The organism is Bacilli bacterium (assembly GCA_036381315.1).
Classification (GTDB): domain Bacteria; phylum Bacillota; class Bacilli; order Paenibacillales; family KCTC-25726; genus DASVDB01.
In genome coordinates, this window is sequence record DASVDB010000082.1 from 1 (window position 1) to 18,355 (window position 18,355).

General features: G+C 54.5%; 12 protein-coding genes. 7 read left to right on the forward strand and 5 right to left on the reverse strand.

Annotated elements, in window-relative coordinates:
* From VF260_06410 to motA, 5 genes are all read right to left on the reverse strand, one after another.
* Window positions 1-586, reverse strand: a 586-nt coding sequence (locus VF260_06410) for a hydrogenase (protein ID HEX7056813.1), incomplete at its 3' end; no start/stop codon positions are given.
* Window positions 587-633: 47 nt separating this feature from the next.
* On the reverse strand, window positions 634-1,569 hold the full coding sequence (locus VF260_06415; GenBank protein HEX7056814.1) for an NADH-quinone oxidoreductase subunit H: 936 nt from the start codon (window positions 1,567-1,569) through the stop codon (window positions 634-636).
* Window positions 1,570-1,576: 7 nt separating this feature from the next.
* Window positions 1,577-3,604, reverse strand: a complete 2,028-nt coding sequence (locus VF260_06420; protein HEX7056815.1) for a proton-conducting transporter membrane subunit — start codon at window positions 3,602-3,604, stop codon at window positions 1,577-1,579.
* Between the two features lie 282 nt (window positions 3,605-3,886).
* Window positions 3,887-4,744: an OmpA family protein gene (locus VF260_06425; protein ID HEX7056816.1), complete on the reverse strand. Its 858-nt coding sequence runs from the start codon at window positions 4,742-4,744 to the stop codon at window positions 3,887-3,889.
* Window positions 4,692-5,501 (reverse strand): flagellar motor stator protein MotA, encoded by an 810-nt coding sequence (gene motA / locus VF260_06430; protein ID HEX7056817.1) that lies wholly within the window; start codon window positions 5,499-5,501, stop codon window positions 4,692-4,694. The genes VF260_06425 and motA overlap by 53 nt, the downstream gene beginning before the upstream one ends.
* Before the next feature lie 227 nt (window positions 5,502-5,728).
* Here motA and VF260_06435 point away from each other — a divergent pair, with 227 nt between their 5' ends.
* From VF260_06435 to VF260_06465, 7 genes are all read left to right on the forward strand, one after another.
* Window positions 5,729-6,649 (forward strand): alpha/beta hydrolase, encoded by a 921-nt coding sequence (locus VF260_06435; GenBank protein ID HEX7056818.1) that lies wholly within the window; start codon window positions 5,729-5,731, stop codon window positions 6,647-6,649.
* 776 nt (window positions 6,650-7,425) lie between these two features.
* Window positions 7,426-10,335: a glycoside hydrolase family 66 protein gene (locus VF260_06440; GenBank protein HEX7056819.1), complete on the forward strand. Its 2,910-nt coding sequence runs from the start codon at window positions 7,426-7,428 to the stop codon at window positions 10,333-10,335.
* A gap of 22 nt (window positions 10,336-10,357) precedes the next feature.
* Window positions 10,358-13,117 (forward strand): glycoside hydrolase family 15 protein, encoded by a 2,760-nt coding sequence (locus VF260_06445; GenBank protein HEX7056820.1) that lies wholly within the window; start codon window positions 10,358-10,360, stop codon window positions 13,115-13,117.
* Window positions 13,118-13,349: 232 nt separating this feature from the next.
* A complete protein-coding gene (locus VF260_06450) occupies window positions 13,350-14,690 on the forward strand; it encodes an extracellular solute-binding protein (protein HEX7056821.1) in 1,341 nt (446 codons plus the stop codon).
* A gap of 81 nt (window positions 14,691-14,771) precedes the next feature.
* On the forward strand, window positions 14,772-15,668 hold the full coding sequence (locus VF260_06455) for a sugar ABC transporter permease (protein HEX7056822.1): 897 nt from the start codon (window positions 14,772-14,774) through the stop codon (window positions 15,666-15,668).
* A 12-nt stretch (window positions 15,669-15,680) separates the two neighbouring features.
* Window positions 15,681-16,508 (forward strand): carbohydrate ABC transporter permease, encoded by an 828-nt coding sequence (locus tag VF260_06460; protein HEX7056823.1) that lies wholly within the window; start codon window positions 15,681-15,683, stop codon window positions 16,506-16,508.
* 24 nt (window positions 16,509-16,532) lie between these two features.
* The gene (locus VF260_06465) at window positions 16,533-18,302 is read left to right on the forward strand and encodes a glycoside hydrolase family 66 protein (GenBank protein HEX7056824.1); all 1,770 of its coding nucleotides are present in this window, start codon (window positions 16,533-16,535) and stop codon (window positions 18,300-18,302) included.
* Window positions 18,303-18,355 lie beyond the last annotated feature (53 nt).

Genomic DNA, 18,355 nt, shown 5'->3' on the forward strand with positions numbered 1-18,355 from the left:
TCATCCGGTAATTGAGCGTGCTGATCAAAATAACCGTAACAAACACGTCAAGGAAGATCCCCACATCGACCAGGAACGGCATGCCGTTGGCGGTTGACAGGGCGAACAGAAACAGCCCGTTTTCCATGACAATCAGCCCGACGCCCTGCATAATCGCTTTTTTATGTGTGATCATGTCGAACAAACCGATCAGGAGCATCGATATGGATCCCGGCAAATAGCTTTTGCCAAGCTCCGTCATCACACCATTGAAATGCCCGGTTATCGCGTAGCTGAAGACGACAATACCCGCCGCCGCCAAAATGGAAGTTTCCCTGCCGATGAATTTCTCCGTTTCCCTTTTAACGTTCATCCGCCGCATCGTACGATCCAAAATGTATGGAATCAAAGCGGCTTTCACAAGCAAAGAAAGCGCGGCAATCACATACAGCTCGGCGGCACCGGTCCGCATGGCAAGCGAAAGGCTGGCGGCGGCCAAAAGCAGCGATTGCAAGGACAAGATTTTAATGGCGGACATGATCGATTTCAACCACACCAGCACGATCGTGCTGACAACCATGAGCGCCGAAAGCGCGGTCAGAATCATAAGTCACCTCTCGGGACGCGCGGCAAAAACTTTTTTTCCGCACTGTTTTAAAGTAAAAATTCCGTAACAAGCGCAAATAGCGAGAGCAGGAATGCGGCCGCCAAATACCGGGGAACTTTGAACAAACGCATTTTGGCATATGACATCTCGACGCTCGCGAGTAATATTCCAACGCCGACCATTTTCAAAAGCAGCAAGACGAGCCCCAAAAGCCACGGCCCGAGCCCCGGTTCAGTGGCGACGCCCCATGGGAAACACAAATCGGCAAAGAGGGCGAACAGGATGATTTGTTTGAGCGACGAGCCCCAGACGAGCAGGGCAAGTTGTTTGCCGGAATATTCAAGCAGCGTTCCTTCGTGAATCATGGTCAACTCAAGATGGGTATCCGGATTGTCGACCGGCACGCGCCCCGTTTCAGTGACAAGCAGCATGACAAACGCGAGAATCATCATAAAATACGCCGGTGTAATGTGCTGCCCGCCGGTTGCAAGATACTTGACCATTGCCGACAAATTCAAGGTTTGCGCAGGGATCGCCATGACCAGCACGGTGATGAATAAAACCGGTTCGGCCAACATGGAGATGAACATATCGCGGCTGGACCCCATCGCCCCAAACGAACTGCCGGTATCAACGCCGGACATGGCCAGAAAAAACCGCGCGAGCGCAAACAAATACACGACAAGCACGAAATCTCCGGTAAAAGAGAGCAACGCATGGTCCGACACGACCGGAATGAGCGCCGTAACCGCCAGTGTCGCGCCGAATACGACATAAGGAGTGGCGGTAAAAATCCAGGAGGCTTCTTTGGAGACCACCGCGTCTTTGCGCATGAATTTGCGCAAATCATAATAGGTTTGCATAATGGCGGGGCCTTTGCGCCCTTGCAGCAGCGCTTTTGTTTTTTTGATCACGCCTGTTAAAATGGGTGCAAACAACACCAGCAACACAATTTGCGCCGTTTGCAGCAGAATCGTTTCCACCGGCTTCTCACCTCATGGTAAAGAAAAGTACGATGACCAATGTCGCGAACAAATAGACGAGATAGCTTTGTACTTGTCCGTTTTGAATTTTTCGGAAAATGCGGGCCCCGGCGACGAGCAAATGCATGACCGGTCTGTACGCGAATTCCTCGACAACCAGCGGAATGCGGCTGATATAGGTGTATCCGCGGATAAAGTACGGGCTTTTCGGATTGCGGTCGACAATCAGGCGCCGCGACGGTTTTAACAGAAACCGCGACGCCACGCGCACCGGCTTGCTATAACCGCTTGCCGTGTAAGTCATGCGCGGCTCGAGTGTATTGGTGCAAGCCCATGTGTCGACGCTCGTCGTTTTTGTTTTTCCGCCGATGATTCGGGCGATCAGCCAAGCGATACCGCTACAAACGATGAGTACGGCCGCAATTGTTCCCATTGCGGCTTTGCTGCTTCCGCTCGCCATAAAGAGCGGGCTGAACAAATTCGGCGCAAGCGCATCGGCCCCCGTCAGCGCTTGAATGGATGAACGAACCGCGCCGAACGCGGCAAACGGGAACACGCCGAGCATCAGACAAACCGCCGTCGCCAGGGCCATCCCCGTTCGCATTGTGAGCGGCGCTTCGCAGGCTTCTTCCGCGGCTTCCGAGCGGGGCAGCGCCAAAAAGCTTGTGGCGAAGGCGCGCACAAACAGCATCGCGACAAGCGCTCCGGTGATTGCCAACACCGCGACCGCCAAAATGCCGAGCATGTGCAAGCCGATATTCGTTCCCGAAAAGCCTAACGCAAACATGCTTTGAAACAGCATCCATTCGCCGACAAATCCGTTCAGCGGCGGCAAAGCGGCGATGGACAGCGAGCCGAACAGGACAAACAACGCGGTCTGCGGCATGCGCCTGATTAATCCGCCCAGCAAGTTCATATTTTTTGTATGCGTTACGGAAAGCACGGCGCCGGCTCCCATGAACAGCAGGCTTTTGAAAAAGGCATGGTTCATCGCATGGATGAGCGCGGCCATTAATGCCAGCGCCGCCGGCACAGGCTGGCGCAAACTGCAGAAGATCAGCGCAGTTCCGATACCCATGAACATCAAGCCGATATTCTCAATGCTGCTGTAAGCCAGCATCCGCTTCATGTCGATGTCGTTCAGCGCGTGCAGGACGCCAAACAAAGCGGAAACGGCGCCAAGCGTAAGCGCGACAATTCCCCACCATACAGGGCCCGCATGCAAAAACTGGACCACCACCAAAAGAAAGCCGTAGATGGCCGTCTTGATCATCACTCCGGACATTAGCGCGGAGATATGGCTCGGCGCCGCCGGGTGCGCCCTGGGCAGCCAAATATGCAAGGGAACAAGCCCCGCTTTGGTGCCGAAACCGATGAACGCAAAGATAAACACCCATGATTTTGCCACAATCGGCATGTTTGCCGCATTCATGCGCGCAAAATCAAAGCTTCCGGTGTAATGCTGCAACAGAAAGAAAGCGATCATCAAAAACGCGGTGCCGATATGCGTCATGACGACGTAGACGAAACCGGCCTTTTGCGCTTCGTCTTGTTCATGTTCGTACATAACAAGAAAATAAGACACGATCGACATCGTCTCCCAGGCCAGCAAGAACGTAAAGACATTTCCGGATAGCACCACCCAGGCCATCGCCATTAAAAACAAGAGCGTACCGGCATTCAGGAGCGCGAGCGATTTGCGGCCGCGATATTCGGCAGCGTAGCCGATGGCGTAAATCGAAACCAGCAAGCCGATTGCTCCCGTCATAAAAAGAAAAAACGCGGCAAATGCCGACTGCCGGACGACGATATCGGTGAATGTGAATGCGCCGTGAAACAATACGGCTTGTCCCGGTTTTGCCGAAAACCCGATGATCGCACCGGCCATCAGCGCCACATTTCCAAGCAGCGCGCAAACATGCGCAAGCCAATCGCTTAGTTTGGGGATTCTGGCAAAAAGCAGCGCAGACGCCGCGCCCCCGGCAAACAAGCCGAGCGCTCCCAACAAGATCAACCAACGATATGATTCAGCCAAATCCGTTAGCCCCGTTTCCGCTTCATATCAATATCTAAATAATCAAATATACAAAAATATAAGAGCACAACAAACAATACTATTACGATGTTCGTGTTTCGTCAACGACATTTTGGCGAAAATGGGAAAATAAAAATTTTTGCCGCATTTCGGTTTGAAACCGGCTTCTCCCCATGAAAAAACTCCCCTTTGTGCAGTCCCGAATTTTTGTTGTTTCAGGTGTCTGCTCAAAGGGGAGCATATCATTTCGCCTATGCGGTCTTTGGTGCGAATTTGGCTTTTTTACGGAGTGTTTCCGGATTGGCTCCGGTTGAATTCTTCCAGATCGATATCGGCTTGCACGGCGCGGACGATCGCGACTTCCACGCGCCTGTTTTTGGCCCTGCCTTCCGCGGTATCGTTGCTGGCCACCGGGCGGTATTCGCCATAGCCGATTGCGCTGAACCGCTCAGGGGACAATTTTTTGTCGCTAAGCAATATTTTCATAAAGTTGAGCGCGCGTTTTGCGCTTAATTCCCAGTTGGACGGAAACTCCGCGGTGTGGATCGGCACATTGTCCGTGTGGCCGGAAACGACAACTTCATATTGCGGGTATTGCTCCAGCATGGACGCTATCGTGAGCGCCAGTTTTTTGGCTTCGTCTTTCACGGTGGCGCTGGCCGGGGCAAACAACGCGTTGTCGCTGATTTTCAAAACCAATTGGTGGCTGTTTAATTCGGTTTTCAGTTCGGCTGTCAAGCCGTTTTCGGTTATGTACTTGTCAATTTGCGCTTTTAATTTCTCAAGGTCCTGTGTTTCTTTGATAAATTGCTCCATTTGTTGCCGGGTAAGGCTTGTCTGCAGCCTGCGTTGCGTTACGTCTTCGTTGGAACGGTCTTTCGTGGACAGGCTGTTGCCGACCGGAACGAGCGTCGATTTTTCGAAAATCCCGCTGCCTCCGGAAAGTACGGAATTAAACGCGACCATCATTTCCTCAAATTTGTTGACGTCGGTTTTGCTTGAAGCAAAAAGCACAATAAACATCGCCAGCAAGAGCGTCAATAGGTCGGAATACGGAATCAGCCACGTTTCATTGGCAGGTTCGTCGTCATGCGCTCTGCGTTTCTTTCTCACTGGCTTTTTCCTCCTTTTCCTGCTCATAACGCTCCGTCGGAGTTAAGAATACGGACAATTTCTGGTTGATGGCGATGGTGGATACGCCGGATTGGATGGAAAGAAGCCCCTCGATCATCATCATTCTGATTTCCACTTCTTTGCTCGAGATTCGCTTTAATTTGTTGGAAATCGGATGCCATAGCACATAGCCGGTGAAAATTCCAAGCAAAGTGGCAACGAACGCGGCGGCAATGGAGTGCGCCAACACATCCATATCGGACATATGGCTAAGGGCGGCGATCAAGCCGACAACGGCGCCAAGCACCCCGAGGGTAGGCGCATACATGCCCGCCTGGGAAAAAATAAGCGCTCCCGCTTTATGCCGTTCTTCCATTGCGGATATTTCCTCCATCAGCACATCGCGGACGAAATCCTGGTCATTGCCGTCAATGATCATGCGCATGCCGTTGCGCAAAAAGGCGTCGTCAATTTCCTCCACTTTGCTTTCCAGCGCCAGCAGCCCTTCCCGCCGGGTAATCGTCGCCCACTCCATGAACAGTCTGATCAGATCTTTTTTCGGCGGCAATTTCGGTTTGGAAAAAATAATTTTCACCAGTTTCGGAAACTTCTTCATTTCCGACATTGGGAAACCCATAAACAGCGAAGCCGCGGTTCCGATAATGATGATAATCCATGCGGCGGGCACTTCCAGCACAAACAAGGGATTGGCGCCTTTCAAGTACATGCCAACCACAACGGCAAAAAACCCTAGTATGATTCCGATCAACGTAGATTTTTCCACAAGAAACACCCCATTATCTGTATCTGCGGCTAAATGCGACGGCGCTCGACAATAACAGCAATTTTTTTCATTATACTATGGATAAACATACCATACTATTATTTATCGTTTTCTTGGCGCAATTTGTTTAGCGGGAAATAATCCTGGCCGCCGCCGCATAACCTTATTTTAATGAAAAAACTTGTAAAGCCGGGCAGAATGACAAATGATGAACAGGGTATGGTATAATGACGGTAAATCGCCGAAAGTTCGGCAAACCCTTGATAGGGATAGACGAGGTGCATGAAGTGGAGTATTCCGAGTGTAGCTGGAAATCAGCTGATGGCACTTCTTTGTTCACACGGCTATGGTACCCTGACGGAGTTATAAAAAGCGCGGTTTGCATCGTCCACGGCTTGGGGGAGCATAGCGGACGCTTTGCCCATGTTGCGGAAAGCTTTGGGCGCGAAGGCATCGCAGTGGCTGCTTTTGATTTGCGCGGACATGGTAAGTCGGACGGCAAACGCGGACACACCCCATCATTTTCCGCCTTGCTGGACGATATCGGCTCCGCGCTGCGGCAATTTGCGCAATTGTTTCCGGATGTCCCGCTTTTTTTATACGGGCACAGCATGGGCGGCAATTTGGTTCTCAATTATGTGCTGCGCCGCAAACCGGAATTGGCCGGGGTTATTTCCAGCGCGCCGTGGCTTAAACTCGCCTTTGAGCCGCCAAAGATCAAGGTGCGATTCGGGCGGGTTGTGGATCGGCTGTGGCCTTCTTTTTCACAGTCCAACGGCCTTAAATCGAAAGCACTTTCCCGCAGCGCGGACATTGTCGACGAATATGAAGCGGACGGACTTGTGCATGACCGGATTACCGCACGCTTGTATTTTTCCTTGCGGGATGCCGGCGCATGGGCAATTGAACATGCCGCGGACATCCGCATTCCCGTTTTGATTATGCACGGCAGCGGCGATCAAATTACATCCTGCGCGGCCAGCGAACGGTTTGCCGAAAAAGCGAAGGAATTCAGCACTTTGATGATTTGGAAAGGCTTCTTTCACGAGTTGCACAACGATCCGTTCGGCGGCGAGGTTATCGATTATATGGCCAGCTGGATGAAAATGACGGCGGGCCAAACCCAAGTAAGCAAAATACAAGTTTAAAAAAGTCCCGCCTTTAAAGTTAAAGGCCGGGGCTTTTTTCTGCATGGTTTTTGTTTCCGGGCGCCGGGTCTAACCTGACGCTATTAGGCGGTCGGCTTCCAGCGCCTGCTCTCCGCCAGCGCTAACGGACGCAGCAGAGGCTATTCGCCGAAAAAAGGTTGGGCAAAAATTTTAACGGTCGCCACAGCGGCTATTCGCCATTTTTTTGTCTGATTACCGTATAAAATGCCAAGATAAGCGCACCTACGCCCGTTAAACTTGAAAACCGGGCGTAAAACCCAAAATAGCCTCTGTCACGCCCGTTAGATCTGAAAGCCCCCTACCATAACCGTTAAAGGCCGCATGTCAGCCAGCTAACAAGGCCGCTATCCGGCAAACCGCCGTGATTTTGCGGACGCTGGAAGCAAAGCTGTAACACCATTTTTTCGACAAAAGGCAAGAAGAACCCAACGATCTGATTTTTGCGTTTGCTGGAACCCGCTGGCAGCGGCGAGCGGCGGCGTAAGAACCGGGGCGGGTTCTTTTTGATTTGCGCATGCACATGTCTGAAATCGGTTACAAAAGCCGAAAAGACGATACCGAATCGGGAAATTGTGTCCTTCCGGGATGGAAAAACGTCGCCTATAATGGAAGACACCTTTTATAAAAGGGGACGTTCGTCGCCTGGCGGTCCTGTATGCATTCCATCCAAACTACCAAGGAAGTGATCGCCTTCACTAAAGCAACATTGCCGAACGTACATGCGGTTTAACTCATGAAGAAAGGGGCTGATGGCATTGAGAAGCAGGAAAACATCCGTTTCGCCGCTGCTGGTCATGGTGTTTGTGCTCGTCTGCCTTTTCGGGGGCACTGTCCCCGGAGTGGTGAATAAGGTACGCGCGGAAGGGACAGGATCGGTCGACAAAGTGTACACGGACAAAGCGCGCTACAATCCCGGCAACAACGTGACCATCACCGCGCAGTTAACCAACCGTTCCGGGTCGAACTGGAGCGGCAACGCGGCGCTAACGATCTCCCACCTTGATACTCACATCTATACAACCACTAAAGCGGTCAGCGTGCCGGCTGGCCAAACGGTAAAAATCACGTTTGAGTGGACGGCGCCTCCCATCGATTTTCAAGGTTATTTCGTTAAGGTCGACTGCGGCACGTTCGGCTACGGCACCACGGCTATCGACGTTTCCTCCGACTTCGCCAAGTATCCACGCTACGGGTACCTTTCCGTTTTTTCGAGGACCGAAACGTCCGAGCAGAGCGCGGCCAAAGTCAATCAACTGGCGCAGGATTACCATCTTAATGCCCTGCAGTACTATGACTGGATGTGGCGGCACGACACGCTGTTTCAACGCACCGGAGGCACTGTAAATGCCACATGGCAGGATCTGTTCAACAGGACGATCTCCTGGCAGACGATCCAAAACCTCATCTCCGCCACGCATAATCAGAACATGGTTGCCATGGCATACGCGATGGTCTATGCGGCTCGGGAAAATTACAGCAACTTCGGGATCAGTCCGACTTGGGGCTTGTACCAGGACGCTTCCCATGCGAGCCAGCTCAACGTGGATTTTGGCAACGGGTCGACGTACCTTTGGATGTTTGATCCGGCAAACGTAAGCTGGCAGTTCTACATCCAGCAGCAATATATAGACGCCGTCAATACGGCCGGGTTCGACGGGATCCACGTCGATCAAATGGGCGAACGGGACAACGTGTACACGTTTGGCGGCAGTCCAGTCGATTTGTCCACGCGGTTCTCACCATTCCTGAACGCGGCCAAGACGACGTTGACGAACAACAACCCCGCGAAAAACCGGCTTACCTTCAACATCGTGGACGGAACCGTGAACGGCTGGGCTGCGAACGATGTCAGCACGAACGCCAATACGGACTTTAATTACAGCGAAATCTGGTACAAATCGAACAGCTACCTTCAACTCAAAAATTATATCGACAGCCTCCGCGCAAACAGCGGCAACAAGGCGGTCGTACTAGCCGCCTACATGGACTATGGCGAGAACATCGGTCCGCGATACGAGGCGGAAAGCGCATCCCGAACGAACGTCGGCGTCAACACAAACCACCCTGGCTATTCAGGCACCGGCTTCGTCGACCAATTCGATTCCGTGGGCGACGCCGTCACTTTTTCGATCACCGCGCCGGAACAAGGGCATTATTCGCTTGTGTTCGCCTACGGAAACAACACCGGCAACATGGCTACGCGCAATATTTACGTCGACGGCAGCTTGGTTCAATCGATCGGATTTTACAATCAGCCCGACTGGAACACGTGGGCTCACGACGCGTGGCTCCAGGTGAGCCTGACCGCCGGCGCGCATACAGTCAAGGTGGCCTACGACAGCGGCAACATTGGGGCGATCAACCTGGACAGCTTGACGCTCGGCACGTTTGAAGACGCGTCGGTCCGGCTCGCCGACGCTGTGATGGCGGCCAGTGGCGCAACGCACATCGAGCTAGGCGACGACAATCAGATGCTGGCCCACGAATATTATCCGAACCGTAGCAAGAGTATGCGCAGTTCGCTAATCAATGCGATGAAAAATCATTACACTTTCATTACCGCCTATGAGAACCTGTTGTTTGACGGCGATGTACTGAATAGCGACTCCGGCAACCAGTTCGCGCAAATCGCCGGCGAGACGGTGAGCGGGGACGGAACGGGCAATACGATCTGGACGATCGACAAGCGGACGCCCGACTACGACATCATCCATCTGATCAATCTGAAGGGCAACGACGACCAGTGGCGCAACAGCGCAGTCCAGCCACCGACGCTCAGCAATCTCGCCACCAAAATTTACATCGGCTCGAATGAGTCGGTCAGCCGCGTCTACGTAGCTTCTCCAGACATCGGAGGCGGGCAGACGAACGAATTATCTTTTACCACCGGATCGGATAGCAATGGCAACTATGTGTCGTTCACCGTCCCCTTGCTTCAGTACTGGGACATGATTTATATGAAACGGACGTTTACCGCTCCGGCCAACAACCAATATGAAGCGGAAGCGGCCATCAGGACGGGCGTTACGGTGAACACGAATCATGAGGGCTATTCGGGTACCGGCTTCGTGGACGGCTTCGCAAACAGCGGTAAAGGCGTTTCGTTCGTTGTGCAGGCGGCGATGGACGATGATTATTCGCTTCGCTTCCGTTACGCCAACGGCGGATCGATGGCGACGCGTGACGTATTCCTAGACGGCGTTTACGCCGGAACAGTCCAATTTCCGGCGACCGCGAACTGGGATACCTGGAACGACGGAGAGCTGACCGTTCACATGAAACCGGGCCTTCACACGATCGTCATATGGGATAACGCTTCTAACACCGGGGCGATCAATCTGGACAGGTTGAACGTCGACAAGACATACATTTGGCAGTTTGACCGCAAGATTACGTCCGTCCCCGCGGGATACCGCATTACGGTTCGAAACGGTGAATTCGGCTGGATACATTGGGGCGTCAACAATTGGCAGAACGTGACGGACACGCCGATGTACAGTAACGGTTCTTCTGACGTCAATCACCGGTATGAAACTTCCATCGGTCCGTTTACGACGGGCACAACAGTCAATTTCACGTATTTGTGGGACGACAACGGCAACGGCATCATGGAAACGGGCACGGACCGATGGGAAGGCACGGATTTCTCTATCAGCGTAAATTAACGCCCAAAAGGAGGGACAGGCCTTGAAAAAACGGAAATGGTGGAAACGCGGAGGATGTGCGACCTTCGCGATGCTGCTGATTTTGTCGTCCACTCGGCTGGCCGCCCCGGCCTATGCGGGATCGTCGACTTTGCCGACGACCCAGTCGGTCACCAGCCTGTATATGTCTAACTGGTCAGATCAGATGAACGTCTGGATGGCCAGCAAGCTGGCGCAAACGGACACCGGTACGTACGGGCCGAGAATCGCGGAGATGCGAATCAGCAAAGATTTCAACACGAACCAGATCAAGGACTATTCCGGCTTTTTCCGCGACGAGACGCATACAGTCAAATACGACCAGATCCACAACTTCAACTCGCAAGCGTATTATGACGACGGAGGCGTTTTGCGCACCCAGTATCTGGATTACAGCGGCTCGAACATGCCGGTGACCGTGACCAAAGATTACGCCATGGTGCCAAATCGGGGGATTACTGTAGCCACCTACACTTTCACGAATAACAGTACAAGCCCGATCAACTACAATCTGCTGGAACAAATCCACGTCAACAATAAGACTCTCGGCAGCACGAACAAACTCATCAGCGGTTATTATGATAGCGTGCGTAACACGCTGTTCGTCGACATGAGCAACTCTGGACAATATTACGTGGCGCTTACTGCGCTGCAGCCTATGACCGGCTATCAGGTGGCTAACGATGCGGTGTCCGATACGAGCCAAAACAACTGTGCTGCTTGGTACACCTTCGACCAAAACGGCACGGTGAAAAACAACGCCAGCGAAACCGCCCCAGACATCAGCATCGCTTTCCAAAAATCGTTTACGATTCCGGCTAACGACTCGGTGACGCTGTCCTTTGTCGCGACGGTTCGCGATACGCTCGCCCACGCGCAGAGCGCTGTCGACACGGCGCGAGGGCAAACGGCGTCATACTGGTTCGCGCAAACCCAGAACGCATACGCCAACTGGCTTGCCAGCGGAAAGTCCGTCAGTTTCGCCGACGACGGCATCAACAAGGCGTACAAACGGGCGCTTATCACGATCAAAAATGCGATCCAACCGGTATCGGGCGCCATCCCTGCGACAACGAACCCGTTCGCTTATGGTTACAAAGTGTGGATCCGGGACAGCGCCGTCACGGCGATGATTCTTGATCAGGCCGGGTTCCACAGCGAAGCAGAAAAATATTTTTATTGGCTGAAAGACAGGCAATCAACCGACGGCAGCTTCAAAACGACGTTCAACTTGTGGGACAGCAGCTATGTGCCGTTCGTCGAGCCGGAAAACGATGCGGTCGGCATTTATTTGATCGCCGCGTATCTCCATTACAAGCTGACAGGAAGTTCGACGTTCCTGAACGACTTCTGGACGAGCTACAAAAAGGCAGCCGATTTCATCTATAACTACATCGGCACGGATCCCTACGGCTTCGGCCCTGCCGACGCCAGCATCTGGGAGGAGCAGGTTGAGTACAACATCTTCACGCAATCCTTGTACGCAACCGGGCTGGATGCCGCGCAATACATGGCGCGCGCCAAAGGCTTGCCCGCGTTGGCGGACAACTACAACGGCGTCGCCAGCCAAATTCGTACCAGCATCAACCGCAACGACACCTGGAACCCGAAAGGGAACTGGAACGCGGCAAGCGGCTACTTCAATCGGGCCGTAACGACAAGCGGCGGGGCGAACGCGCTCATCGACGCTTCGTCTATGGCGGCTGTCGTGTACGGTACCATCGATGCCGCTTCTTCCCGGGCCGCCAGCCAGGCTGCCGTCATTATCAGCCATCTGCAGCACGACGGCTACGGCATTGCGCGTTATTCCGGCGATATATTCTATTACACATCGCCTTATAGCCCGGCCGGCAACGAAGCGCTGAGCGACGAACCTTCGTGGCCGCAGATGACTGCATACTTGGCGCTGTATTCCATTTACAGAGGGGACTTAACGAATGCATTGAACGAATTGACGTGGATGGTATCGCGAACGGGAGTCGGCTATATGATGCCGGGTGAGGCAGTTTCCCGCGTGACGCTCAAGCCGCTGCCCAGCACGATGGTAGAACCGGTGACGGCCGCGTGGTTCGTTTTGACTGCGCTTGCCTATGAGGGACAAGCGGACATTCGTGTCATTTCTCCTCAGGCCAATGTTGGCGCATACAAGACGATTTCCGTCACGACGAACGTTGCTTCGGATCTGCCGCAATATAGTGACGTTCCGTATTACGTCAGCAATAAAGCGAGCGTGTCCGGCTCGGGCGACACGGACATCCTGCAGGTGCATGTCAGCAACGATGCGAACAACCTGTATATCCGAATCAAAAATAAAAGCGGCAGCTTACCCGCATTCAACGAGACTCCCAGATTCGGCATGCTCGTGTACGCTGAAGATTTTAAACATGGGGCGGCAGCTTCTTCCGACACCGCAATGTACGGGTCGACGCTTGACCATGCGGCGCAATATATGGTCGGCCGATGGAGCGACAGCAACAACTATGCGATGTTCAAGTTTGTCGGCGGCGCATGGACGTTCGATCATTTTATCACCGGTGTCATCGCGCCACAGTGGGATCCCGCCTCGGGAAACATCGAGATGGTCATTCCGCTATCTGAGTTGTCCAGCACCGGTTTCGTCACCGACGGCGACTATAGCAACCTGAATGTGGTGCTCGTGCGGCAAAACCCGGCGACGCTGGCTTGGTCGGAGGATGACATGCAGGCGCTGCATGTTCGCAAAATGGCAAGCGGAGAAATGTGGTTCTACGGCAACGTGCAATAAAGAGGGCTCATGGGACGGCTTTGTAGCCGTCCCATTTTTTCTGCGCCGCCGGGGATGTCGCTTTTTTTCCGGGAAACCGGATGATCGCGGACCGCTTCTTTTTCATCTTTCGCCAAGAACGGGCAAATGCCGAATTTCGTGCACCAAAACGGAAAAGAGAGAAATGTCGCCGGCGGTTTCCGGACCTCATAATAAAAGTGCAACCAATTTCGTTAAATGAGGGGGAAGTCCGGTGAAACTTGCATATGCGACAGCAAAAGGGTTCGTGGCAATTGTACTGGCCGCCATGTTATTGTCGGCATGCGGATCAAATTCGGATCAGGGAGCGGCTTCGGGCGGCGCGTCCCCGAGCGCGGCGCCGTCAGCGAGCCCGAGCGATTCGGCATCAGCCGAGCCGGTCACGGTCGAATTTTGGCACGCTTACGGCGAAGGGGAAGAGAAGGTACTGCTCGAGCAGGTCATTCCGAAGTTTGAGGCGTCGAACCCGGGCATCAAAATCCATGCGACGCGCATGCCGACCGAAAATCTGGATCAGCAAGTGCTCACGGCTGTAGCGGGCGGGACACCGCCCGACATCATGCGGATGGACAACACCTGGGTGCCCAATATGGCGAAGCAGGGGGCGCTGCAGGAAATAGACGGGTTCCCGAACGCGCAGGACATTTTGAACCAATCTTTTAAAGGTACCGCCGATACGAACCTGTACAACGGCCATTACTACGGGGTGCCGCTGGATACGAACACGCGCGTGGCGATTTACAATCAGGAACTGCTGCAAAAGGCCGGAGGTTCGGAGCCTCCGAAAACGATGGACGATCTGGCCAATCTCGCCCGTAGCATCAAATCGAAAGGCAAATATTACGGCATCACGATCGGCGGCACGAACGTTTGGGATTTCTCAGCCTTTTTCTGGACACTCGGCGGTCAATATACCGATCCAACGTACACGAAAGCGACCGGCTATCTGAACTCAGACGCCAGCGTCAAAGCGCTGGAGACGATTTACGGATGGTATAAGGAAGGACTACTCGCACCTCCGATCCTGGGCGGACAGCCGGGAACATGGGAAGGCTTGCGCGGCGACCAGGGTAAGCCGGCATCTTACATGATGATTACGGACGGTCCGTGGTTCTTCTCGCTGATCGGCGACCAGGACACCAAAGGCAAAATGCTTCCCGCCCTGATCCCGGCGGGGCCCGACGGGCAAAGCCACTCCGTCGTCGGCGGCGAAGACCTGGTCATCTTCAACGGAGCGAAACATGCGCAGGAAGCCTGGAAGTTTGCGCAGTTCATGACCTCGACGGAAATCCAGTTGCTGATGGTCAAACAAACCGGCCAAATTCCGACGAACACCGAGGCGGCGCAGTCGCCGGAACTCAAGGACATTTGGTATTTGCAGCCGTACATCGATCAGCTCAAGACCGCATATACGCGAACGCCCAGTCCAAACGCGAACAAAATCAACGATGCAATCGCCGCCGCCTTCGAGTCGGTATTCCGCAACAAAGCGACACCGAAGGACGCGCTGGACAAAGCGGCCCAGCAGGTGGACAGCTTCCTGAACGAAAAATAAACGCCGGAAGGGCATGGCGGCAGTCGGACGATTGGGCCGGCTGCCGTTCCTTTCCGCGTACCGAAAAGGATCGAATGTCACATGCCAAAAGCGCTGAAGCAGTATGTCCAGGTGGCTCCCTTTCTGCTCGTCGGATTGGTGCTGACACTTGCTTTCGTCCTGTATCCGATGGTGAAGGGGATGTACATCAGTTTCTTTCACTATAATGTCATCAAGCCGGACACGAGCACGTCCGTCGGATTCGCCAACTACGCCCACGTGTTCCGGGACCCGAAAAACGGCATCGCGCTGCGCAACTCCCTGCTCATGGTGCTGGTGACCGTACCGGGGCAATGGCTATGCGGCATGTTGCTTGCTCTGCTGATCAACTTGCGGACGGTGCGCGTCAAGGTGTTCTGGCGGCTTATCTACTACGTGCCAGTCATCAGCTCCTGGATCGTCGTGTCGTATTTATTCCAGTTTTTATTTGCCGACGGGAACGAAGGCCTGGTCAACTATTTTCTCGTTGACGTTCTGCATGTGCTGCGGGAGCCGATCGGCTGGCTGCAACATACATGGTCCGCCAATTTGGTCGTGTGGATCGTCAGCATCTGGAAAGGCGCAGGCTGGGTCATGGTGCTTTATCTGGCGGCGCTGCAGTCAATTCCGGCCGCTCTTTACGAGGCCGCGGAAATCGACGGCGCGAAAGGCATAAGGGCGTTCCTGTCCATCACCTTGCCGCTCATGCGTCCCGTCACCGCCTACGTCATCATCAATCTGATCAACGGTGCGGTACAGGCGTTTATCCAGGTATACGCGATTACGCAGGGCGGTCCGCTGGACACCACGCAACTGCTCAACACTTACCTGTACAAACAGGCGTTTCAGTATTTCGATTTTGGCTATGCCTCTGCCATCAGCGTTTGCCTCGGGGCACTGATTTTCGTCCTGACGTATGCGCAACAACGCACGATCGGCAGGGACCGGATCGAATATTAAGGAGCTGACGCCATGAAAATCGTCAAAACATGGATTGTTCATCTGTTGCTTTTTCTCGGTATTTTTCTCGTGATCGGACCGTTTGTGTACATGGTGCTGACGTCGCTGACGGTGGACAACTTCAGCCTGCCGAGCCCGCAGAAGCTGCTGCACGATACAAAGACGCTGCAAAACTTCGCGCAGGCCTGGGGCAAAAACCATTTTCAGCTCTATTTCCGCAACAGCTTATTTGTGACGGCGTGCACGATGCTGTTCTCGCTTACTTTGTCCGCGAGCATGGCGTACGCTTTTGCGCGCTTCGAATTCCCGGGAAAAGAACTGCTGTTCCGGCTGTTTCTGTTCACGCTGTTCGTGCCGGGGTTTCTCAACATCATTCCGCAGTTCACGATTCTGAAAAGCCTCCGGCTGGTAGACAACTACGCCGGGCTCATCTTGCTGTACGTCGGTTCGGGACTGGTTGGCAGCACCTTCTTTTTGCGCGGTTTTTTCGAACGGATTCCCCGGGAGTTGGAGGAATCGATCTTGATCGACGGCGGAAGCCGGTTCACCATTTTCCGCGTCATCTACATCCCGCTTTCGCTGCCGGCGATTGGCACGCTGGCGATCTTCTCGTTTCAGGGGACGTGGGATGAGTTCGTTGTGGCGTTAACGGTCATGAAATCGGAAATTCACCGCACCTTGCCGATCGCGCTGCAACTATTCCGGGGACAGTACGCCTCCTATTACGGATTGTTTTTCGCCGCGTCGATCATCGCGCTCATACCGACGATCATCGTGTTTTTCGTGTTCCAAAAGCAGTTCGTACAGGCGAACCTTTCGGACGGCAGCGTCAAAAGTTAGCATCGAGATACGGAGGGTTAGAGTATGGACAAAAACATGCGGATTGCGGCTTCCGCGCTGGCGGTCGAATTGACGCCGGACAAGGCGCAATACCGTCCAGGCGAGCCGGCCGTCATCCGGGTCGAAGCGAAGTTTGATGCGGAACGGCTGCCGTTTCGCTGGTCGGTGTGCGAGTTACACCGGATCTTGCTGGAAGGGGAAGGCGAGCTGCGCAAGGAACGGGACGGCGTCCTTGCGGCGGAACTTCGCATTCCCGCCTTCGATAAAGCTTCGGGCGCTTACGGGGTGTTCGTTTCAGTTGGCGACGAGGGAAACGGCGGCGTTCAGGTAAGCGCGGAAACCGCCTACGATGTCGCCGCCCATTGGCGCGAGGCGCCCCGCTACGGCTTTCTGAGCGATTTCCCGCCGGATGACCGGGACGATGGGGACGTGGCGTTCCTGAACCGACACCATCTGAACGTCGTTCAGTTTTACGACTGGATGTATCGGCACGACCGGCTGCTCACGGATGAGGAACCGTTCACCGATCCGCTAGGGCGAACGGTGTCGCTGGATGTCGTGCGGCGCAAAATCGCGGCGCTGAAAGCCAGGGGCATCGCTTCCCTGGCCTACGCGGCGGTGTATGCCAGCCTGCCGGATTACGCCCGGGCGCATCCGGAGCAGGTGCTGTACCAGAATGACGGCGTTCCCTACCGGTTGGGCAACTTCTTTTATATTATGGACATTTCCCCGGGCTCCGCATGGACCGAGCACATCACCGACCAGTTTGCGGCAGCGGTCGCGTGGGGGTTTGACGGGCTGCACCTGGATCAGTACGGATTTCCAAAACAGGCGATCCGCAAAACGGACGGCGGCGCCGAAGTCGTCCGGCTGAAGGAACTGTATCCTGCGATCATCAACCGGAGCCGGGAAAAGACGCCGGACGCCGGCCTCATTTTCAACAACGTCGGCTCCTATCCGCTGCACACGACCGCCGCTGCGGCACAGGACGCCTTGTACATCGAAGTTTGGGATCCGGTGACAAGGCTGTACGATCTCTATGCACTCGTCCGGCGGGCCCGGGCTTTGACGGCGAAGCCGGTCATTCTCGCCGCGTATCTTCCGGCGTTTCACCCGGAGCGTCCCGTTGATCCGGAGGCGGCCGAGGCGGGCGCGACGGTTGCCATGGCGGCTATTTTCGCCTCGGGCGCGTACCATCTGCTGCTCGGCGAACGTGGCGGCGTGCTCGCCGATCCGTATTATCCGAAGTACGGCACCGCTTCGCCCGCTTTTCAACGGCGATTGACCGCTTATTATGACTTTATCGTCCTGTATCGCGATTTGCTGTTCGACCCGACAATCGACGACTGGACGGAGTCGTTCACGGGCGGCATCAACAATGAACTGGTTTTCCGCAAGGAAGGGGTGGCGTTTTCGACCGACGCGCGATTGGGAACGATATGGACGCTGGCCAGGGAGAAACCCGGGTTTCAGGTCATCCATCTGCTGAATTTGATCGGGCTGGACAACGACGTCTGGCACGCGCCGAAAGCGCAACCGCCGCAGCCACTCGAAGAGATCGTGATCGAACTGGAAGTCGTGGAGGATATCGAGGGGGTGTATGCGGCCACACCGGACGGCGGCTCGATCCGGCCGCAGCCGCTCGCATATGAATGGATACCGACCGAATGGTCCGGCCGGAAAATCCGCTTCATTTTGCCGAAACTTGATTATTGGTCGGTCGTCTACGTGAAGAGCCGCGCTGGCGTCCCGGCCGGCACGTTCGATCCGGCCGTTTATCCGGGGAAACGGTAATCCCGCCGCCTGCGCGCACCGCAGCCGCCATGCGCATGTGCGGGCGGGTACCG